The sequence below is a fragment of the Streptococcus suis genome (genome assembly GCF_002960445.1).
In the GTDB taxonomy this organism is placed as follows: domain Bacteria; phylum Bacillota; class Bacilli; order Lactobacillales; family Streptococcaceae; genus Streptococcus; species Streptococcus hyiners.
The window spans coordinates 249,475-269,544 of sequence record NZ_POJD01000142.1 but is presented as its reverse complement, the minus strand read 5'-3'; the positions used below and the strand labels follow the sequence as shown (position 1 = coordinate 269,544).

Annotated in this window: 21 protein-coding genes and 2 pseudogenes; 17 read left to right on the top strand and 6 right to left on the bottom strand. The window is 36.7% G+C overall.

Going from position 1 to position 20,070, the window contains the following annotated elements; genetic code table 11:
- Positions 1–4 precede the first annotated feature (4 nt).
- From C1G53_RS05150 to mutY, 4 genes are all read left to right on the top strand, one after another.
- Positions 5–1,741 (top strand): ABC transporter ATP-binding protein, encoded by a 1,737-nt coding sequence (locus C1G53_RS05150; protein ID WP_105117918.1) that lies wholly within the window; start codon positions 5–7, stop codon positions 1,739–1,741.
- Positions 1,728–3,440 carry an ABC transporter ATP-binding protein gene (locus C1G53_RS05145; protein WP_105117917.1) on the top strand — a complete coding sequence of 571 codons (1,713 nt, stop codon included), beginning with the start codon at positions 1,728–1,730 and terminating at the stop codon, positions 3,438–3,440. The genes C1G53_RS05150 and C1G53_RS05145 overlap by 14 nt, the downstream gene beginning before the upstream one ends.
- A gap of 319 nt (positions 3,441–3,759) precedes the next feature.
- Positions 3,760–4,932: an IS110 family transposase gene (locus C1G53_RS05140; protein WP_105117916.1), complete on the top strand. Its 1,173-nt coding sequence runs from the start codon at positions 3,760–3,762 to the stop codon at positions 4,930–4,932.
- Between the two features lie 189 nt (positions 4,933–5,121).
- Positions 5,122–6,273: an A/G-specific adenine glycosylase gene (gene mutY, locus C1G53_RS05135; protein WP_161941376.1), complete on the top strand. Its 1,152-nt coding sequence runs from the start codon at positions 5,122–5,124 to the stop codon at positions 6,271–6,273.
- Positions 6,274–6,844: 571 nt separating this feature from the next.
- Here mutY and C1G53_RS05130 read toward each other — a convergent pair.
- Positions 6,845–7,642, bottom strand: coding sequence for an XRE family transcriptional regulator (locus C1G53_RS05130; RefSeq protein WP_105117914.1), 798 nt, complete (start codon positions 7,640–7,642; stop codon positions 6,845–6,847).
- A 129-nt stretch (positions 7,643–7,771) separates the two neighbouring features.
- On the opposite strand from C1G53_RS05130, the gene C1G53_RS05125 reads away from it, so the two are divergent.
- The 3 genes from C1G53_RS05125 (at position 7,772) to C1G53_RS05115 (ending at position 10,125) form a co-directional block, all read left to right on the top strand.
- The gene (locus C1G53_RS05125; protein ID WP_105117913.1) at positions 7,772–8,245 is read left to right on the top strand and encodes a hypothetical protein; all 474 of its coding nucleotides are present in this window, start codon (positions 7,772–7,774) and stop codon (positions 8,243–8,245) included.
- 49 nt (positions 8,246–8,294) lie between these two features.
- Entirely contained in the window at positions 8,295–8,804 is a 510-nt protein-coding gene (locus C1G53_RS05120; protein WP_238139107.1) for a hypothetical protein, read from the top strand.
- Between the two features lie 169 nt (positions 8,805–8,973).
- On the top strand, positions 8,974–10,125 hold the full coding sequence (locus C1G53_RS05115) for an iron-containing alcohol dehydrogenase (RefSeq protein WP_105117912.1): 1,152 nt from the start codon (positions 8,974–8,976) through the stop codon (positions 10,123–10,125).
- 455 nt (positions 10,126–10,580) lie between these two features.
- Here C1G53_RS05115 and C1G53_RS05110 read toward each other — a convergent pair whose 3' ends face one another.
- On the bottom strand, positions 10,581–11,951 hold the full coding sequence (locus C1G53_RS05110; RefSeq protein ID WP_044678187.1) for a hypothetical protein: 1,371 nt from the start codon (positions 11,949–11,951) through the stop codon (positions 10,581–10,583).
- Between the two features lie 384 nt (positions 11,952–12,335).
- On the opposite strand from C1G53_RS05110, the gene C1G53_RS05105 reads away from it, so the two are divergent.
- From C1G53_RS05105 to C1G53_RS05060, 10 genes and pseudogenes are all read left to right on the top strand, one after another.
- Complete coding sequence (locus C1G53_RS05105; protein ID WP_105117911.1) at positions 12,336–12,629, top strand: RNA methyltransferase; 294 nt, start codon at positions 12,336–12,338, stop codon at positions 12,627–12,629.
- A gap of 296 nt (positions 12,630–12,925) precedes the next feature.
- A pseudogene (locus C1G53_RS05100) lies at positions 12,926–13,252 on the top strand (23S rRNA (uracil-5-)-methyltransferase RumA); the annotation flags it as partial.
- Positions 13,221–13,373, top strand: coding sequence for a transposon-encoded TnpW family protein (locus C1G53_RS13665; protein ID WP_079394206.1), 153 nt, complete (start codon positions 13,221–13,223; stop codon positions 13,371–13,373). The pseudogene C1G53_RS05100 and the gene C1G53_RS13665, both read left to right, overlap by 32 nt.
- A gap of 256 nt (positions 13,374–13,629) precedes the next feature.
- Positions 13,630–14,070: an SRPBCC family protein gene (locus tag C1G53_RS05090; RefSeq protein ID WP_044678192.1), complete on the top strand. Its 441-nt coding sequence runs from the start codon at positions 13,630–13,632 to the stop codon at positions 14,068–14,070.
- Between the two features lie 23 nt (positions 14,071–14,093).
- Positions 14,094–14,273, top strand: a pseudogene (locus tag C1G53_RS05085) (recombinase family protein); the annotation flags it as partial.
- Positions 14,274–14,808: 535 nt separating this feature from the next.
- Positions 14,809–15,333, top strand: a complete 525-nt coding sequence (locus tag C1G53_RS05080; RefSeq protein ID WP_044678196.1) for a GNAT family N-acetyltransferase — start codon at positions 14,809–14,811, stop codon at positions 15,331–15,333.
- A 30-nt stretch (positions 15,334–15,363) separates the two neighbouring features.
- Entirely contained in the window at positions 15,364–15,717 is a 354-nt protein-coding gene (locus C1G53_RS05075; protein WP_052502438.1) for a hypothetical protein, read from the top strand.
- Between the two features lie 459 nt (positions 15,718–16,176).
- Complete coding sequence (locus C1G53_RS05070) at positions 16,177–16,530, top strand: hypothetical protein (RefSeq protein WP_044678199.1); 354 nt, start codon at positions 16,177–16,179, stop codon at positions 16,528–16,530.
- 256 nt (positions 16,531–16,786) lie between these two features.
- Positions 16,787–16,975 (top strand): hypothetical protein, encoded by a 189-nt coding sequence (locus tag C1G53_RS05065; protein ID WP_044678202.1) that lies wholly within the window; start codon positions 16,787–16,789, stop codon positions 16,973–16,975.
- A 56-nt stretch (positions 16,976–17,031) separates the two neighbouring features.
- Entirely contained in the window at positions 17,032–17,787 is a 756-nt protein-coding gene (locus C1G53_RS05060) for an ATP-grasp domain-containing protein (protein WP_044678204.1), read from the top strand.
- Between the two features lie 39 nt (positions 17,788–17,826).
- Here C1G53_RS05060 and C1G53_RS13315 read toward each other — a convergent pair whose 3' ends face one another.
- Genes C1G53_RS13315 through C1G53_RS05045 form a run of 4 tightly spaced genes read right to left on the bottom strand, consistent with a single transcriptional unit; the run spans position 17,827 to position 20,068 of the window.
- Positions 17,827–17,964: a DUF5960 family protein gene (locus tag C1G53_RS13315; protein ID WP_419579790.1), complete on the bottom strand. Its 138-nt coding sequence runs from the start codon at positions 17,962–17,964 to the stop codon at positions 17,827–17,829.
- Between the two features lie 37 nt (positions 17,965–18,001).
- The gene (locus tag C1G53_RS05055; protein WP_024052923.1) at positions 18,002–18,301 is read right to left on the bottom strand and encodes a DUF5960 family protein; all 300 of its coding nucleotides are present in this window, start codon (positions 18,299–18,301) and stop codon (positions 18,002–18,004) included.
- Entirely contained in the window at positions 18,288–18,656 is a 369-nt protein-coding gene (locus C1G53_RS05050; protein ID WP_024052924.1) for a hypothetical protein, read from the bottom strand. Before C1G53_RS05050 ends, C1G53_RS05055 begins: the two co-directional genes overlap by 14 nt.
- Positions 18,653–20,068: a Y-family DNA polymerase gene (locus C1G53_RS05045; protein ID WP_105117910.1), complete on the bottom strand. Its 1,416-nt coding sequence runs from the start codon at positions 20,066–20,068 to the stop codon at positions 18,653–18,655. The genes C1G53_RS05050 and C1G53_RS05045 overlap by 4 nt, the downstream gene beginning before the upstream one ends.
- Between the last annotated feature and the right edge of the window lie 2 nt (positions 20,069–20,070).

Sequence of the window (20,070 nt, the reverse complement as noted above, 5' to 3'; positions counted from 1 at the left end):
ACGGATGAAAAGATTTTTTAGATATTTTAAACCCTATCAGAAGGAAGCGATTCTAGGTCCGGTTTTTAAACTATTAGAAGCTAGTTTTGAGCTCCTAGTCCCTTTAATTATCGCTTTCATTGTTGATACAATCATTCCAAATGGCAATCAGGGGGACCTGGTTGCCATGCTTTTATTATTGGTTGGTCTAGCTTGTGTCGGTATTCTCGTTTCACTTACTGCCCAGTATTTCTCAGCTAAGGCGGCAGTTGGAGTGACAAAAGCTTTGACCAATGACTTGTACCAGAAGGTTCTTTCGCTTCCAAAATCTAGTCGGGATATTCTTTCGTCTTCAAGTCTATTGACCAGACTGACCAGTGATACCTTGCAAATTCAGACAGGAATCAATACATTTTTACGCTTATTTTTACGGGCGCCGATTGTTGTATTTGGTTCGCTGATGATGGCCTTCTACATTAGTCCTAGTTTGTCTGTCTATTTTCTAGGAATGATTATCCTCTTACTTATCATAGTGACAGGAATTTCCATTATTACTAGCCGCATGTATCAATCCATCCGCAAGGATGTAGATAGTCTGGTAGGGCAGGTAGGAGAAACGGTTATGGGTTGGAGGGTTATTCGTGCATTCGGACAAAAAGCGCGTGAAATCAAGACTTTCCAGGGCATCAATCAGACCTACAAGAAACACCAGTTGCAGGCTGGTTTTTGGTCTAGCCTCCTATCTCCCCTGACTTTTCTTGTTGTTAATACCACCTTGCTCATTCTCATCTGGCAGGGAAATGGTGCAGTTTCGCAAAACTTACTTGAACAAGGGATGTTGGTTGCCCTCATCAACTATCTTTTGCAAATTCTAGTTGAACTGGTTAAGATGATTATGGTTGTTTCTACCCTTAATCAGACCTATATTTCAGCCCAGCGTATCCAAGAGGTTTTTGATCAAGAATCTGAGGATGTGGAAGCTGATTTGCCAGAAGGACTTAGTAAGGATAAAGAGCTGATTTTTTCAGTCAACCATCTTTCTTTCGCTTATCCTAAATCTGCAGAGAAGGCTCTATTGGATATAACCTTTGAACTGTCTAAGGGTCAGTTTATGGGAATAATCGGTGGTACGGGGTCTGGTAAATCGACCTTAGTGGATTTGCTGCAAGCACTTTATGCTATGCCGACCAATCAACTTTCTCTTTATATTGATGGGAAAAGTCCTAAGAACTTAAAAGAATGGCGAGAACAAATTACTATCATCCCTCAACAGGCGCAACTCTTTGCTGGAACTGTTCGTTCCAATCTCTCATTGGGATTAGACACTGTGGCGGATAGCGACTTCTGGTCTGCATTGGAAATTGCACAGGCTAAATCTTTCGTTGAGGAAAAAGGTGGTCTGGATAGTCCTGTAGAAGCTTTTGGGAAGAATTTTTCTGGCGGACAAAGACAACGCTTGACCATTGCGCGTGCTATTTTACAGAAGGCTCCAATATTGATTTTGGACGATGCAACATCCGCTCTGGATTATTTGACGGAAAGTCGCTTATTGGCAGCAATTCGTCAAGAATTTCCTGAACAGACCTTGATTATGGTGTCACAAAGAACCAATAGTTTGCGTAGGGCAGATCAGATTTTGGTTTTGGATCAAGGTCACCAAGTTGGACTTGGTCGACATGAAGATTTGCTAAGAAGCTCTGCTATTTACCAAGAAATCGACCAATCTCAACATAGGGAGGAGGGCAGCCATGAAACAATCTAGTTTGAAGGCACTGGTCAAATTGGTTTTCAAACAGCCTCTCCGAATGTCCTTAATGTTGGTGGGAAGTTTAGCGCAAGTGCTTCTGACAGTCTATCTACCGATTTTGATAGGTCAGGCAGTTGATGCAGTATTGATAGCAGATGGCCAGGTCTTGCTTGGTATTCTAGGAAAAATGGTCATGGTTATCTTGCTTAATACGCTGGCACAATGGTATCTCCCACTCCTAACCAATCGCTTGGTCTATGGAATGGTTGCAGATTTGCGTGAGCAGGTTTATATTAAGTTGCATCAGCTGCCCTTATCTTATTTAGACCGTCAGTCTGTTGGTGACTTGGTCGCTCGTTTTTCTAGTGATAGTGAGCAGTTGACCAATGGCTTGCTAATGATTTTTAACCAATTTTTCATTGGTCTGTTAACCATATTCCTAACCATTTTTACAATGGCTAGGCTAGATATGACCATGATGTTGGTCGTCGTAGCCTTGACCCCGCTTTCGCTGATTATAGCACGCTATATCGCCAAGAAGTCCTATGGTTATTATAGAAAGCAAACTCAGGCGCGTGGTCAACAGTCCCAGTTGCTTGAGGAATCCATCAGTCAGTTGACCTTGATTCAGTCTTTCAATGCTCAGGAGCAATTTACAGCACATTTTCAAGCAGTCAATGACCAGTATGCGACCTATTCTCAAAAAGCCATTTTTTCCTCATCAACGGTCAATCCAAGTACCCGCTTTGTCAATGCACTCATCTATGCCTTGCTAGCTGGTCTGGGGGCCATGAGGATTATGGCTGGCAATTTTACCGTTGGCTCGCTGACAACTTTTCTCAATTATGCTAGTCAGTACAGTAAGCCCTTTAATGATATTTCTTCGGTCCTTTCGGAATTGCAAAGCGCTTTAGCTTGTGCAGACAGGCTGTTTGTTATCTTGGCTCAAGCTAGTATTGACGATCAGGCAGAGCGGAAAATCGATTCAGAGGAGTTAAAGGGAGCTATTTCCTTTGAAAATGTGTCTTTCACTTATAGAGATGAGCAATCTTTGATTGAAGACCTGAATATTGATGTCAAATCCGGTCAAAAAATTGCCATTGTTGGACCAACAGGAGCTGGGAAATCAACTATGATTAACCTACTTATGCGCTTCTATGATGTGACGGCTGGTCAGATTGTTTTGGACGGTGTTCCGATTAGCCAGTATAGTCGAGAGGACCTTCGTAGACAGATCGGCATGGTCTTACAGGAAACTTGGATAAGATCTGGAACCATTCATGACAATATTGCCTATGGCTATCCCAATGCCACAAGAGAATTGGTCATTGAAGCCGCTCAGGCAGCCAATGCAGACTTCTTTATTCGCCAGTTGCCAGATGGGTATGATACGGTATTGACAGACGGAGGTGCATCCTTATCACAAGGCCAACGTCAGCTCTTGTCCATTGCGCGTGTCTTTGTTAAAATCCCTAAAATCCTGATATTAGATGAAGCAACCTCATCCATTGATACACGGACGGAACTCTTGGTACAAGAAGCCTTTGGCAAGTTGATGGAAGGGCGGACCAGTTTCATCATTGCCCACCGATTGTCAACCATTCAATCAGCTGACTTGATTTTAGTTATGGTGGATGGAAAAATTGTTGAACAAGGAAAGCATGTTGATTTAATGACTAAACAAGGTATCTATTACCAAATGCAAAATAGCTAGAAAGATGAGTATGGAAAGCCTTATCTAGTTTGATTAACAAATATAGGATCCTTAGTTGATATTATTTAGGAGGCTGGGCAATACATCCATGATGGCTCCGCCCTCACCCACAGAATAATGAAAACGAACATAAAGCCCTCACTAGGTGTATAATCTTAGTGAGGGCTTTGTGGTTGACGACTTAATGATTCTAATAATCGAGGGCAAAACTGATCCACTCTACTGACGAGCACCCCAAAATATGCGATAGGCATGAGTATAAAAATACGACAAAAATTCGGTAGATAAGCTCTCTAATTTTTAGAAGGAGGGAATTATCATGGATGTTCTCTATCAATCTTGTGCAGGTATTGATGTCCATCAAGCCAATATCGTTGTCTGTATCCTACACGGACCACTCACCTCAACTCGTCCAAAGCGTGAGATGGCTACGTTTGATACAACGACTAAAGGCCTACGTGCTTGCCACGATTTTCTCAGTCAATTTCATGTGGAAGCTGTTGGTATGGAAAGTACAGGTGTTTATTGGCGACCTGTCTGGCATGCTCTATGTGATGACTTCAAGTTGATACTCGCTCAACCAGCCCACATGAAGGCTATTCCAGGTCAGAAAACCGACAAGAAGGATGCTCACTGGATTGCCAAATTAACACGAATTGGTCTGCTTCCTCGGAGTTTCGTTCCCGATGAAACCATTCAAGAATTGAGGGAGTTGACCAGACAACGAAAACATTATGTGGAAAGTCGCAATCGAGAAACAAACCGTATCCATAAAATTCTTCAATCAGGTGGTATCAAGCTAACAACCTATATCGAAGATATAATGGGACTATCTGGTCGCAATCTCCTTCAGCTACTGGTTGATGGGACGCCTATCACACCTCGCATTGTCCATCAATCAGTTTACACCAGCTTGAAGAAGAAAGTACCGCAGCTTATGGAAGCCTTGGATGGCTATTTTTCTGACCATCACCGCTTTATGTTAAAGCAGTCATTGGAGATTTATGATTTTTATCAGAAGCAGATTGGGTTGTTGGAAGAGCGAATGAATGTCTATCTATCACAATATGAAAACCATGTAGAAATATTGGATTCCATCCCAGGCATTGATGTCATTACAGCCTCCGTTATTATTTCTGAGGTTGGTGTTGACATGAGTCAGTTTCCTACTGCTGGACATTTAGCTTCTTGGGCTGGACTTTGTCCAGGTAATAATGAGAGTGCGGGCAAAAAACGAAGTACCAAGATTCGACACGGAAATTCTTATTTGAAGAAATGTTTATGCCAAGCCGCTTTCGCCGCCAGGAACCAAAAAGGTAGTCCTCTAGCTGAACGATTTTGTCAGATTCAAAGTCGGCGTGGTTCACAAAAAGCAACAATTGCACTCGCACATCAATTATTAAAAATAGCTTATATCCTCTTACAAGAGCAGATAACGTATCCTGAATTTTTAGCACAGAAAAAGACTACTAGGGACGAGCTAGTAGCCTAACATAAAAAATTTTTCGCTTTGATTATATCATAGGGAGAGAGTTTTTGCATTCTTTTGAGTTTTCGTATAAAAAGTCCAACGCCATTTCTCAGAGTTCGTATCAACAACTGGAAATAAGGACTTGTTGACGAACTCTTTTTATCAGATGAGTTCTTTCTCACTCCCTTTTCTTTGTGTTATACTAGATTCATGTTAGATTTGAAAGAATATGGAATTGATATGTGGCCGAAAGAAAAGGTTCAAGCTTTTCGTAAGGCACTTTTGGACTGGTATGATGCCAATAAAAGAGATTTACCGTGGAGAAGAACCAGGGATCCGTATGCAATTTGGGTGTCCGAAATCATGCTCCAACAGACACGGGTGGATACTGTTATTCCTTACTACGAACGTTTTCTTCATCACTTGCCGACTATTGCTGATTTGGCTAAAGCTCCAGAGGAGGTCATTCTCAAACTATGGGAAGGACTGGGTTATTATTCCCGTGTTCGCAATATGCAACAGGCAGCTCAACAAATGGTGGACGACTTTGCAGGGCAATTTCCGACCACGCATGCGGAAATTTCCAGTTTGAAAGGCATAGGCCCCTATACTGCAGGAGCCATTTCAAGTATAGCCTTTAATTTGCCAGAGCCAGCAGTAGATGGCAACGTTATGCGTGTTCTCAGTCGTCTATTTGAAGTGGATTATGACATAGGCTTACCGACTAATCGCAAGATTTTTCAAGCCATGATGGAGATTTTGATTGACCCAGATAGACCCGGAGATTTCAACCAAGCCCTGATGGATTTGGGTTCTGATATAGAATCACCAGTCAACCCACGCCCCCAGGACAGTCCAGTCAAAGACTTTAGCGCAGCTTATTTAAATGGCACCATGGACAAATACCCTATCAAAGCACCAAAGAAAAAGCCAGTTCCAGTTGCCTATCAAGGCTTTATTATCCGCAATAAAGATAATCAATTTTTATTGGAAAAAAATAATGAAGCGGGACTCTTATCAGGTTTTTGGTCCTTTCCGCTTTTGGAAAAAGGGGCAGTCGTTGACAAACAAGTTTCGCTCTTTGAAGTTGCAGAAGAAGTTGTTCAGCTAGATATACGACAGAGCTTTACAGAATATTATGATATGGCTGTTGATTGGCAGAAGCAAGAATTTGATACCGTTCAGCACATTTTCAGTCACCGCAAATGGCAGATAGAATTGGTCGAAGGAGTTGCAGAAACAACCAAACTTCTAGGAACCAAAGAATTAAAATGGGTTTCCGTAGAAGACTTTCCTATCTATCCCTTTGCCAAACCCCAGCAGAAGATGTGGGAAGCATATGTTAAAAAAATGGAGCAATAAAAAATAACATTCGAGCACATAATTGTTTGATAGCGTTTTCTAAAAGTGGTATACTATTCTTAGAAGAAATCAGATAATGAAGTTGAGATGTTGAACGCCATCTATCCTGGTTGAAAGGAGTATTCAAGCGTTCATTTAATCAAGCTAACTACTAGCCATTTTCTCCAAAGGACGATGGCTAATAGGGGAAAAGTCCGTTATCCCTACTTTGGTGCCTGAAGGCATCTGTTGGCAAAATGCTTAGCATTCACTCACACTTAGCCTTGCTACCCAGTTCAATCAAAAGTAGGCTAATCCTTATTCGTGTCGTAAATACTGTATGGTCAAGATAGATCCTTGGCTAGCAACCAAGAAAATCAGAAAACCTCTAGTGATTTTCATCATAATAAGCAATCTCCACACTTAGACAACAAAATAAGAGGACAATCAAAGACATAAGGGTAGCAGAATAATTACTTAATCATTAACTATTTGTCGTGCAACTTTGGTAATGGACTTTTCCAATTTAAAAGACAAAAGGGAGGCTGAAAGGCCTCCTTTTCGCTATTGTTATGTTTGGCTTTCCTATATGTTAGGATTGACTATAGACATCAATTACTCTACCGATAGGACGGATGTCATCTTCCTGGTTTAAATCAATATCCTCATAGTCAGGGTTGAGGGATTGTAAGTAAGAACCCTTGTATTTTTTAACAAAATTTTCCCCATTAACTGAGAAAATTCCAATTGAGTTCAGAGGAATGTCTGGTGTCAGACGAATAAAGAGGTAGTCCCCATCCTGAATACTAGGTGCCATGGAATCTCCGACAACCTGAGCGATGGTATCGTATTGCCGACTATCAGGGATATCCTCGCTATAAAAGGATACTAGGTTGTCAAAGTCTGTATCCTGCCAGTAGCCAGTACCAGCTGAAACCTTGCCAGGAACAGCCAATTCCGTTCGTTCACGGTAGTCATCTAGATGAAGTACAGTTGCTGATTTAGAATTAGAGGTTTGCATTGCTGCTACTTGTTCTTGCCCGAAAGCAATCCACCTGTCATGAAATTCACCCTCTAGTGTCTGATCTAAAACCTGTGCTTGCTGAGAAATAGATTGCTTAAATTGTCCAAATTGGGCAGGGGTAAGCGTCAGGGCTATAGCTTGGTCGTCATCAAGCTTCTGAACCAAATCAGAAACAGCTATGTTCATGCCTTTTGCAACCTTCTCCAGTGTTTCCATGGTAGGAAGAAGAGCTTTTTTTGTTTTAGGATGCTGATTTTTTTCTAACATAGAAATATATCCCTTTGTTAAACCAGAAAGTTCTGCAAACCTATCCATAGATAGTTTGTTTTTAGTTCGAAATTCTTTTAAGATATCACCCAAAATCATGCTTGTACCTCGCTTTGTTTAACATATTATACCATAAGACTATTTTTTTGACAAATATTGTTTAACATGTTTGACAAAAATAAAAAATGGTGTTATGATGGTATCAAATCCTAGTTGGAGCGTGTAAAAATGAAAAATAATCTTGAGATTACTTGGGCAGATATTTACAGAGAATGGGAAGTCTATGCAGAACATTTCCATTTGCATCCCTTGATGAGCAAGGAAAGCAAGTTTCAAGTAGTTAGTCCTGAAATGAGCAGAGGTAGTCTGCTAACTTTTCAGCTATTAAATCATTATCTAGAGGATGAAGAAAAGTATGCAGCAGTATGGCTAGCCTCATTTTGTCGTGATTTAATGCAGGATTATGCTTATTTGTTAAATAGCCGAGCCTATATGTTGGTTAGTCAAGTTTATTTTCAGTCGGTCAAACAGTTTGATGTCTGTGTTCAAGCCTGGGCAAAACCGCTCACGAGATTACAACCAAAGTTATTTATCTCTCACCGAATGTTTGAAAATGTAGACCTAACCAATCTTGCTTGTCTTGTAGAATTAGCAATGATACAAGCTAGTTTAGTTCAAGCCCAGATGCTTGAAAGAATGTAGAAAGGTAGATATGAACATGTTTATTTGGAATAAGAAAACGACCAACCTCTTGTCAGTTGTAGAATATTGGTCGGACCAATTGCTGGACTTAGGTATTTTAAAGAATACTGAAACATTAAGCCCTTTTTGCTGGCGCTGCCACAGCACTTGTGGAGTAAAAAATGTTCCGATTGTTTCAGGGAAATGGTTTCATGTAGAAAGCTTATCCAACCAGTTATTGCTGTGTCAGGCCTGTGAAGTAGAAAAGCCAAAGTCCAAGCAAGCTGATGTTGTTTGGAAATGGTTAAAAGATGAAAGTAGTGAATATTACTGGACCATTGAGGCCATGAAAGAATACGAGAAACAGTTTCATACAAGTGTTCTACAAGAACTTTGGAATATAGGAATTAGGGATGGGGAAGAGGTAGAAATTCTAGTTCAAAAAGTGATGACAGATAGACACAAAATAGCTCCATCCTTCAATCGTGCCAGTCTTGCCCAAGCTTTCCGAGTAGAAATTGAAAAAATGCGTAAGGAAGCCTTTGCAAACTGGACAGGGATATTTCAAATTGCCAGCTGAGTAAATCAGAATGAAATTTAATATGATTGCAAGCAAGATTAGGAGTTTTTATATCATTTTATTTTGTTAAAAACGTCACATAATAGTTGAATATATCCAAGATTTATAGTATAATAACATAAAGAAAAATAAAGTCATTAACTACTATAAATCTTACAGGAGGTTGTCTATGGCAACATTTTACGTCCCAGCGGTCAACTTGATTGGTCGCGGTTGTGTCAATGAAATCGGTGGTTACGTTAAGGATTTGGGCTACAAGAAGGCTCTGCTTGTGACGGATGAATTTATCCGCACTAGCGATATTCTTCCTAAGGTAACCAAGCCTCTGGATGAAGCAGGAGTAAACTATGTAGTATTCAGTCAGGTTGATCCAAACCCAACCTGTAAAAATGTTTATGATGGACTAGCTACTCTTCAAGAAAATGACTGTGATTTCATCATCTCAGTTGGTGGCGGATCGCCTCAAGATGCGGCAAGCTGTATTTCTATCATGGCAACCAATGGTGGCAAACCACAGGACTATGAAGGTCTTCATAAGTCTGAAAAACTTGGCTTGCCTGTTGTGGCTATCAACACAACAGCGGGCACCTCTGCTGAAATTACCATTAACTATGTTATTACCGATGAAGAACGCAAGGTAAAAATGGTTATGGTAGACAAAAATAGCTTGGCTGTCATGTCAGTCAATGACCCTGAACTGATGCTCTCTAAACCAGCGGCTCTGACAGCAGCGACAGGTATGGATGCTCTAACTCATGCTATTGAAGCTTTGGTAACACCGGGTGCTTATGGCGTGACTAAGAAACTCTCTATGGGTGCGATTGAGCTTATCAAAGAGTACTTACCTCGTGCAGTTGAGAATGGACAGGATATCGAAGCTCGAGAAGCTATGGTTCATGCTATTTTCCTTGGAGGTATGAGTTTCAATAATGCTGGCTTAGGCTATGTTCATTCAATGGCTCACCAGTTGGGTGCTGTTTATGACCTGCCGCATGGTGTTTGCTGCGCTATGATTTTGCCAATCATCGAACGTGAGAATGCCAAACGTGTGCCTGCAGCCTTCCGTGATGTTGCTAAAGCACTGGGACTTGATATTGCAGGTAAATCTGATGAGGAATGTGCAGACTACGCTATTGCACAAATTGAAGAATTGTCGGCTAAAGTTGGTATTCCTAAGAAATTGACAGAGTTGGACATCAAGGAAGAAGAGTTTGACTTTGAATACCTATCTAAGAATGCCTTGATTGATGCCTGCGCACCGGGTAACCCATTCATGCCAACATTGGAAGAAACCATCGCTTTTTATAAAGAATTGTTTTAATCAATAGATTTTAGAATTTAAATACCTACAATTAAGTATGTAAACGAAGATTGTAGGTATTTTTATTTTTGTTCCCCTAATAAGCAACTATTCATATTCATTTATCAATGAATATGACAAACTGTCTTAATTTTGCTATAATAGGACAAAACAAGCCGTTTGACGGCTTTTTTCAATGAAGTAATACAAAGGAGGTTTTACATGGCAATTATTCAATGGTTGAATAATTACCATGGTGTGAGAGACAAAGTAAATTGACGATAAAATAGAGTTGCTAACCATGTAAAGCCTTGATTAATAAGGCTTTTTATAATTTTTAATACAATTCTATTTTTTATGATATTTTTCTTTGCTATGCAATAATGTGCAATGATAATCAAAATTTGCCCAAAATTCTGCCCAATTGGAGATTAAAATAAAAGATGTATTGTAAATTGCAATACATCATACTTAACCTAATCAATAAATTTATTAATTATATACTTTTTATAATCTATTTTTTTCCATCGATCAAGTATTATTTTTTCAATGGTAGTGCTTTTAGTTCTCGAAGAGAGAAGGTCGTTATAGATAGCTATCCTAGTTTTGCTGCCAAATGGTTGTAGAGAAATCATTTTCATTCCCATTTCACTGAAATTTTGCTTAGGAGTTGTTGATTGAATTTTGTCACAATAAATGAATTGGTCCATAATTTTTAATATTATTAAAGTTTGCCACGTTATCATTTTTGAAAGTATGTACTTCTTGTCCTTACTTTGAATAATGCACTCATTAATCAATTGTCTTCTAATCCTACTTTTATTTTTATGAGATTTGATAAACGGTAGTTTTAAATGACAAAAAATTTCCTCATCTAAGGCAATTGACATGGATTTTTCTAGTGCAGGAGTTAGAATACCAGAGAAGAAACGATGAATATAATAACGATTGCCAAACTCATTAAAATAGTAATTCAATGTCCGGTCAGTTAATTGTACTGATTTTTTTATTTCAAGAATGAGATTGTTGACAGCTAGATTGATCTGTTCTTTAAAAAAATTTTTTATGGTCTCGTCAGTAATGTTTGATAGGATTCGTGAACCAAGCAACTCCGTAATTTTCCCTTTTTTTATTACAAATTCAAGTCTATAAATTCTATAACCATGATTTTTAATATTCTCTAAATGATTGTCCGATTGTGCCTTGGCTGTTTTATCATATAAAACTATCGAATAGTTGTATCCTAACTTTGCTGAAATGATGTGATGTTCAAATGGATCGTCATCTATTCCCACATACCTTGATTTATTTGGTTGTTCAACTTTTGAGAAGATTCTTAGTAGAAGTAGTCTTGTCTGATATGAAATTTTTTCTAATGTAGAAAAGGTGTAAGCAATCTCAATTCCTTGAATTATGATATCTTCTTCTGTTGGATGGATAATGTCAATATTTGAAAAGAGAGTAATACAGGTTAATACGTTTTTCAATCTTGACATTATTTGTTTCATTGTAGAAGTTTTTACATTCAAATCACCTACAATTAGTCGAACGAAACAATTACATTTCATATCAAAATTTGGGTTATTAAAACTAAAAATGATTTTCCCAAAAGTTGGAGATAGTATTTCAATTTCTTTTATTCTGCCATCTTTATTATAAGATGAATTGATATCTAATTCAAAAAAGTTCTCAGCAATAGTTGTAGTCGTAATACTATCTACGTTTGTCACTTCCGTCTCAAATTTTATGTCAATTCCATCTATACCTAAAAATCCTGGATTTTCTTGAAAACATTGTTTTATTATTTGGTCATTCCTAGTGTATTTTTCTGAATTTCTATAAATCATTGTTAACTCTTTTCTTTTCTCAAATAATATTATGACAGAATATGACATCGTAAAGAGTATTCTTGCCGATTTTAAGTAAATCATCAAATTATTCTAAATTATTATTTGTTTCTCATTATAAAATGTAATTCGTTACAGTTACTGTCAAACGCCAAAGCGAAAATTAAGTACAGAGACAGCCATTAAAGCCAAGCGATTATAAAAAATTGGCATTCCTGACGCTAATGCTTTGGATTTGTTTGTGCTGCGTAGAATATATAATTCATTACGTAGATCATAAATAAAATTCTACGCTTTCTTTCGTATTGCTTAATTGGTTCGATTTTCAATTTCTGATGGCCTTTTTCCCATCAGATAATTAATAATCTTGAGACTGTTGCACTATTGTCCAAACTTTATGTTGAGCATCATATAAACATTGAAATTGATGAGGAAGATTTTAGGTCCATTAATAAAAAAAACGCAACATATCCAGAGATAAAAGAATATGTTTTGAAAATGTTTGGTTTTAAAGTTTCAAGTCTGTACATTGCACAAGTAAAACGCAAGTATGATTTAATTGAACGAGAAAATTATAATATATCTAGAAAAGCAGATGGCGACCAACATGTCACAAATTGTCCAAAAGAAAAAGAAGAAACAATCAAAGATGCACTGAGATATTTCGGTATGATATAATTAAATTTTTGGTATAGGCATTTGTAATCTAAAGAGATATTATAGAAATGACAACATAAAAAATATGATTCTATTTAAATAAGAACAGTGTTATTTTTATATTCTATCTAATTGTTATCTGAAATTTATTCAATAACCAAAGTTTCAATATTGTCAAATCCTCTCTAACAAATTATTCTTTTGCTATCGATAATTAAATTAATATCCGCAATTGAATTTTATGTAATTTATATGTACTTGGAGCAATACTCCACTTTGGTATAAAGCTGTATGTTTCTTTTTCTATAACCTCAATCCACGTCGAGACGGTAGCATTATTGTCCAAACTTAATGTCGATAAGCATATAAGTGTTGAAGTAGAGCTAGATGAACTTGATTTGACAAGTGCGGAGAGCAAAGCTACTTATGCTCAGATTAAGGAATATATATTAGAAAAATTTGGTTTGAAAGTTTCAGCACTCTATATTGCCCAGATTAAAAAGAAATGTGGAATAGAGTTGAGAGAAAATTATAATAAGTCAAAAAAAGAAAAACAAGTTATTCCACAATGTACACCTGAGAAAGAAGAAGCTATCATGGATGCGTTAAGGCATTTTACAGAAAGAACAACATCAAAAGCCTGATGGTGTTATAACAAAAAAGATAAACGGAAAAACCTTTATAACAGAGATATATTTTGACAAAAAGAGCAAAGATACATTTCAAGATAAATTGTTTAAGGTAGTGAAAGCGGAACGGAAATAGTGAAAACAGAAATTTTGTATATATCATTTAGGTTCCTTTTTATCCGTGCTGCATGTGGGAGAAAATAGGAAATTTGACAATAGAAAAAATGGCTTAAAAATGGTATAATGTTGTTGATTATTCAGAGAGAAAAATTAGAATTAAGACGAAAGCAATGTAAAATTTAAGGAGGGCAATCATTTGAGATATATACTTTTATTGCGTGGGATAATTGTGGGTGGAAAGATTAAAATGAATATAAGCGAAAGGAGAAATTATGAATAAAATAATCCATTGCAAGGCACTCTTAAACTGTTCATCAGAAAGAGCATTTTGTTTATTCACTAAGAATGAAGAGATTATAACTTGGCTAACAGAAAAATCAGAAATAGAACCTTGGGTTGGTGGGAAATATGAACTTTTTTGGGATAAAAATGATAATGAAAATAATAGTACTTTAGGGTGCAAAGTAACAGCATTTGAATTGAATAAACTATTATGCTTCAATTGGAAAGGTCCGGTACAATATGCGGATGTAATGAATGTTGCAAAACCACTGACTCATGTATGTATTACATTCTTTGCAGAAAAAGAAAATAAGACGGAAATTCATTTGATTCATAGTGGTTGGGGAGAGGGAGAAAAATGGGAACAGGCACGTTTATGGTTTGAAAAGGTTTGGAAACAGTCATTTTTAAGACTGGAAAATTTGTTTTAATATAAGCGTATATTGATAAATTAGAGCGTAGACAGTTAATTACAGCTTTGATTTCTGAAATTCAAATTTACGAAGAAAAGCAACCGAATGGACAATGGCTAAAATCAATTACATTTAAACTTCCTATCATCGATGAAGATTTAAATATAGGTTTGGACAATGATGAACAAGTTGAGTGTGTTGCTCTGCTCGTAAAAGCCTAGAAACCTTTGAACGAAAGGGATAATGAAAAGCCTTGATTGCAAGGCTTTTTGTCGTATGGGGGAAGTATTAGAGTGAGAAATTTTTTGGAGTGAGTAGAAGTGATAGCAGGAATTATCAAAATCTATTTCCATTTACCCTGTGGGTACGTGTTTGTTTCCATTGACAAGGAGTTTTTGGGAATAGAAACGTACCCACCTCTAATATCGCCTTAATGGTCGATTGAAGTGTGAGTTCTGAAATTGATACAATACAATTTAACTTTTTTTGAAAAAAATTCCAAAATTTATTTTGCATTGCGAATATAATAAGTGAGAGCAAGTTGCTTACTTATTAATGATGAAGAGGAAAAGTAGAATGACAACAATTTTTTTAACAAAAACAAACTGCACTAATTGCGGAAAACAAAGTACTTTTGAAAGATTTGATATGGCTTTTTGTGATTGGTAAAAGACTTTGAGGGTATGATATAATAGCGCAGAATTTTAGTATAATTAAGATGTAGAAAATTAATGGGAAAACAGCAGGAGAAGATAAATGATATTGAACACAAAGCGATTAAATATACGACCGTTTAGATCAGATGATATCGAAGATACTTTTGAGATTTATACTGATGCAGATGTATGTAGATACCTTTTAGAAGATGAATGGAATACTAAAGATAAAGAAGAGTTCGAAAAGAAAACTAAAAATAACAAATTAGAGGAGAACTCGAGCTTAAATCTTGCTGTAGTATTGGATAAAAAGGTTATTGGTGATATATCCGTTTGGTATACAGGCATGAAACAAACTGTAGAGATTGGATTTGTATTTAACCCAAAATTTTCTGGGAAAGGTTATGCAAATGAATCGGTTGAAGCCGTAATAAAAAAATTATTTGCTGAATATAATATTCATAGAATTCAAGCAAATTTAGATGCTAGAAACATAGCCTCTAAAAAATTATGTCAAAACCTTGGGATGAGACAGGAAGCACATTTCATAAAGGATTATTGGAATAAGGGTGAATGGACAGATAGCTTCGTATTTGGAATGTTGATTACAGATTTGAAGAAATAATTCGTAATACGTTACTCATCAGATTATAGCATGACGGTGAACGAGAACTTTGTTACATTTAGTAAAGGAATTGTCCAAGCTTTAGAATACCCTGCACATGTACTTGTTGCTTTTAATAAGGATACAAAGGTAATGGGTATACAAGTTTGTCGGGCAAAAACTAGGGGAGCATTTTCTTTTTCAAAACCTGTTGGGGAGCAAAAAGGTATTGTTCAGGTAGGTCATAAAAATTTAAAAGAAACACTCTTAACAATCATGAGTGAATGGAAATCTGATAAGTGTTATAGGGTAGAGGGGATTCACATTCCTGAAGATAAGGCATTTGTTTTTGAATTAAAGGATTTTGAGGAACTATCTGACTTTCGTAAAAACGACAATAAATAGTAAGGAACGAAGATAAAAATTATTGGTGGGAGTACAACTATTGTATTCCTGCCATTTTCATATTTTTGTAAGGGATTTCATGTTATAATATATTGTAACTATATACATTTTTTCGAATGAATCGTGTACAAGAGGTATTGCTTTATAGAATCTTTATGTTTGATAACACATTTATTATCATACAAGGAGGTACATTAAATATTCATGAAAATGTCAGTTTATCTGCTATAAATCTGTCTAGATTTATAGCAAAAAATTTTGCAATCATAGAGAATATGATGAGTCGGAGTAATATTTTGAAATATATTTGATTTAAAGAGGAGACCTAGTATCAATGGTAACTTTTCTAAAGTAGTACAGATACCAAAAGATGAGGCACTTAATTTAGGGAAATGACCTGCTTCAAAAAGGTAGGTTTGATATTGAAGACCGAGCAATAGCAAGTTAGTGGGAGAGAATATGGTAAAATTTGAACTTGTTACATCAGAAAATGGCACCTATACTTATCATTATTATCCTGAAGGTGATTTTATATCAGAGCCAGGTGTCATTGAATTAAATTTAAAAAATGAGAGTATCTATCTAGTTAAGTTAGCTGATAGGGACTTTGAACGGTATGTTACTGCCGAGGAAAGAAATAGCCTGATAAAATCTCTCAATGATATGATTGCTGAGGAAGGCGGTAATGATTTTGAAGAATATGTTTCTGAGGGGTACACCAGAAGATTTTATGCAGATCAGGCTATCTCTGGTATTATAGACGGTTTAGAAAAAGGTAATCCACCAGAGAATGGCATGAGAGCTTGGTATTGAAAGTGGTACAAACTAAAAGGAGCATAAGACTCCTTTTTAGTTTGTAGAGTAGCTTTGTCTTTATTGTGACAAATTACTTGAGGAATGGTGTGAAAGTTGTCTTTTTAATTTTACAGTAGAAGCTCAAGCTTTAAGCCGTTTCTGCTTGACGTGGCAATCAGATAGTAACTCACTCAATTTATAAATTAAAGTTTTTCAGAACGTATAGTTGACAGAGGTGTAACACTTGTGTTAATATGAATGAGAGGTGATAGATGTGGCTACAGATAAAAATCGTATTATGATTAGTTTAGATGATAAGAATCTTGAGAAATTGGAATTGCTCATTGAAGATGCTCGTGATAGGCGAGGTATGAGATTGACAAAATCGCAGATTATTGAACTATTACTGAATACAGTTGATTATTTTGATGATATTATGGGAGCAATCTATTCAAAAAAATAAAATATATTTTATTTTTTTGAATATTGGTGTTGCACTAGTGATAAAAAGGTGTAGAAATGGTTGTTTATATAAAAGATAGCAGTAGATTAAGTGAAGTATCTATTAATAAGTATAATGCTCAAGTAGGCGCTCATTTATTAGGAGAAGAAGTAGTGTTATATAGTGATTTTAGTGAATTAGAAACTTTAACCCGTGAAGATCTCATTATTGACTATATTGCTGAGACGAGATTATTGTTGTCTTGGATGGGAATAGATATACCAGTTATTGACTACCCAGAGGAGCTTTCTGAATTTTATGGTCGCACTATCCGAGAGGGACTTATGGGAGAGATTGTCAATATTCCTGATAATTGGGGCAAATTTATTAAGCCCAAAGCTGGTTCAAAGGTTTTTACAGGAAGAGTAGTTAATGGGACCCGAGATTTGGTTGGTATTGGATTACCATTTGACTATCCTATTTGGATTAGTGATATTGTAGAATTTGTTGCAGAGTGGCGCTGTTTTATACTTAATGGAGAGGTACTGGATGTTCGTCCATATACAGGTGACTATCATGCCCAGTACGATGCCAGTGTTATTGACAAAGCGGTTGCTGCTTGGGGTAGTGCACCTAGGGCTTATGGTTTAGATATTGGTGTTACTAAGGATGGTCGTACATTAGTTGTTGAAGTAAACGATGGTTATGCTCTCGGAAATTATGGTTTATCACCTTTAAAATCCATTAAATTTTCTAGAGCTAGATGGGAAGAAATGGTTGAACCGTATTTTAGCAAAAATCCAGTTTTTGACTTTTCTTTGGTAAATAAATAGATATTTTCGTCAATATGAAAAGGAGTGTATGGCTCCTTTTTAGTTTATTGAGTAAACGGTCTTTAGGTAAACATATTTTCTGATGAGCTTATTGTTCTCGATAGGCTCAATATTGAATTGAATGTAGTGATCTCGGTTGTCTTCGGCATTATCCTCATTGAGCTTGAAGAAATTTATGAAAGCATATAAATAAGAACAGTAAATCGAACTGCTCCTATTTTTCTGCTAAATATGTTGTAGTTTTCTTATATGTATAATGGTAGATTAGCGGATTCTCATCTACGGTACTTACCTCAAATATGAAGAAGTGATCACGGTTATCTCTTGCCTTTTCCTTATTTAGGACAAAGTAATTCTTACGAGAAGTCGCCATTGTTTTGATGATATCATCAGTCAGGAAGGTCAATGGAATATTCATATTGGAGTAGCGGTAGAAGTCACGTTCAAAATCTTGGTAGCTCTCGCTGTAATAGTCCATTTGAAGGTGATTACGCTGAAACTCAAGCTGATTCATAGAGCACCTCCTCTACAAGTTCAATACTAATTATGTCGTTCAATTTCAAATTGATGTGACCTGTTGTAGTTTTTATCAAAATGAAATCTTTGTTCAGACTTGGTATTGTCCCAGTGTAGGAAACTCGCTTGTTTTTTTCAACGACATGAATGCGTGTGTGCAATTGCCCAGTGTACACTTGACTGAGGAGTAATAATTTCTTCTCTAGTGATAAATCAGACATATACGTTACTTTGTTTGCATCATCAGAAAGAGCAGATGTATGCTCAGATAGGAAAAATCCCATCCATTTTTGCATCTTAGTATCCTGGTACTCTCTTGCTGACTGAAATGGCAAGTATGAACGATCAATCATTTTAATCCCTCCAATCCACCAGCGGAATGACCGCCGATAAGTTTACTGCGTTCTATATTTCTGGAACCTTCGGTTAGGACGGTTCCTTTTTGAATAGCTAAAAAGCCAAACTGTTCTCTGACAACATCAATTGCTGTCTGAAGTCTATTTTCTTTTTCAATTTGTTCTACATCATCAAAAAGTGACAGTAGAGTAAAGTTTTCATCTACAAAGCCACCATAAGACACACCGATTTGCCTCACTGCACCAGAGGTGTATTTCTTTCGGAATAATTCAAGTACATGACCAACCATTGTTTTTGGAAGATTTGCTGGGTCAATTTTTTTCTGAGCATTAATTGATTTTTTCATCTCAGTTCTAGAATAGCCAATATGAATAGAAACGACAGTAGCTTTTTTATGTGCCGAGCGAAGACGGTTAGCAACTTGGTCAGCCATTTCAGCTAATACGATTTCAATTTCTCTTTGGGTTCTGTAATCTCTAGGAAGTACTTGAGAATTACCCAATCCTCGTGATTTTGGTTTATAGGGGTCATGGACGTTGCTCTCGTCAACTCCATTTGCGTGAAACCAAAGCTGAACTCCGACTTTACCGAATTCTTTTTTGAGAATATCGGGATTGAAATTGGCCAGTTCTTTGATTGAATGAATACCAAGTTTTTGTAAATGAATCTCTGTTTTATTGCCAATCCCCCAAAAGTCTGATAATTTTGGTATGGACCATACTTTGGTTTCTACATCTTGGTATGACCAGTTAGCCCTCATTGTAGCAGTTTTCTTAGCTTCATTATCTAGAGCTAGTTTAGCTAGCAGGGGGTTGGAATTGCTCATGCCTACAGTTGAGATAATACCTGTTTTACGGTAAATATCTCTCTGAATCATAGCGGAAACATTATCTAACTTATCTTTCCTTGACATTGACTTATCAGAAATAAAGTAAGAAAGTGAGCTAGTAAGGTCGATAAAACCTTCATCAATTGAATAGGGGAGAATGTCATCTGGAGCAGCATAGTCTTGAAAGATATGTTGAATCTCTAGATTCTTCTCAATATATCTGTCCATTCGAGGAGGAACGATGAGTGTACGCTTTGCCCAGTGTTCGATGAAAGATTTATACTTCGGTGTTACCTCAATGTCCTGCTTCCATGCATTCTGATAGCTGAATTTACGAGTGTTTATATCAAATGGCAAGTCGTAGGAACGCCCTACATTTGCTTTTCCAAATACTTTCTTAAACATGGGAGAAGAAGCTAGTATTAATCCTGCTGAGTTATCTGCTCGGCTCATGACACATAATGATGTGTAGAGTGGATGCAAACCTCTATCCACACATTCTACCGAAGCGTAGAAGGACTTCATATCGAGGAAGGCTATGTCACTTTGAGGTTCTATAGAGTAGTCAATATAGCCCATAA

Excerpts from the sequence above, each read along its gene's own strand:
- C1G53_RS05150 (WP_105117918.1), top strand. The coding sequence starts at position 5 with ATGAAAAGATTTTTTAGATATTTTAAACCCTATCAGAAGGAAGCGATT.
- C1G53_RS05110 (WP_044678187.1), bottom strand. The coding sequence starts at position 11,951 with ATGATTTATAGAAATTCAGAAAAATACACTAGGAATGACCAAATAATA.
- C1G53_RS05080 (WP_044678196.1), top strand. The coding sequence starts at position 14,809 with ATGATATTGAACACAAAGCGATTAAATATACGACCGTTTAGATCAGAT.
- C1G53_RS05050 (WP_024052924.1), bottom strand. The coding sequence starts at position 18,656 with ATGATTGATCGTTCATACTTGCCATTTCAGTCAGCAAGAGAGTACCAG.
- C1G53_RS05045 (WP_105117910.1), bottom strand. The coding sequence starts at position 20,068 with ATGGGCTATATTGACTACTCTATAGAACCTCAAAGTGACATAGCCTTC.
- C1G53_RS05090 (WP_044678192.1), top strand. The coding sequence starts at position 13,630 with ATGAATAAAATAATCCATTGCAAGGCACTCTTAAACTGTTCATCAGAA.
- C1G53_RS05055 (WP_024052923.1), bottom strand. The coding sequence starts at position 18,301 with ATGAATCAGCTTGAGTTTCAGCGTAATCACCTTCAAATGGACTATTAC.
- C1G53_RS05075 (WP_052502438.1), top strand. The coding sequence starts at position 15,364 with ATGACGGTGAACGAGAACTTTGTTACATTTAGTAAAGGAATTGTCCAA.
- C1G53_RS05060 (WP_044678204.1), top strand. The coding sequence starts at position 17,032 with ATGGTTGTTTATATAAAAGATAGCAGTAGATTAAGTGAAGTATCTATT.
- C1G53_RS05130 (WP_105117914.1), bottom strand. The coding sequence starts at position 7,642 with ATGATTTTGGGTGATATCTTAAAAGAATTTCGAACTAAAAACAAACTA.
- C1G53_RS05145 (WP_105117917.1), top strand. The coding sequence starts at position 1,728 with ATGAAACAATCTAGTTTGAAGGCACTGGTCAAATTGGTTTTCAAACAG.
- mutY (WP_161941376.1), top strand. The coding sequence starts at position 5,122 with ATGTTAGATTTGAAAGAATATGGAATTGATATGTGGCCGAAAGAAAAG.
- C1G53_RS05125 (WP_105117913.1), top strand. The coding sequence starts at position 7,772 with ATGAAAAATAATCTTGAGATTACTTGGGCAGATATTTACAGAGAATGG.
- C1G53_RS05115 (WP_105117912.1), top strand. The coding sequence starts at position 8,974 with ATGGCAACATTTTACGTCCCAGCGGTCAACTTGATTGGTCGCGGTTGT.
- C1G53_RS05140 (WP_105117916.1), top strand. The coding sequence starts at position 3,760 with ATGGATGTTCTCTATCAATCTTGTGCAGGTATTGATGTCCATCAAGCC.
- C1G53_RS05070 (WP_044678199.1), top strand. The coding sequence starts at position 16,177 with ATGGTAAAATTTGAACTTGTTACATCAGAAAATGGCACCTATACTTAT.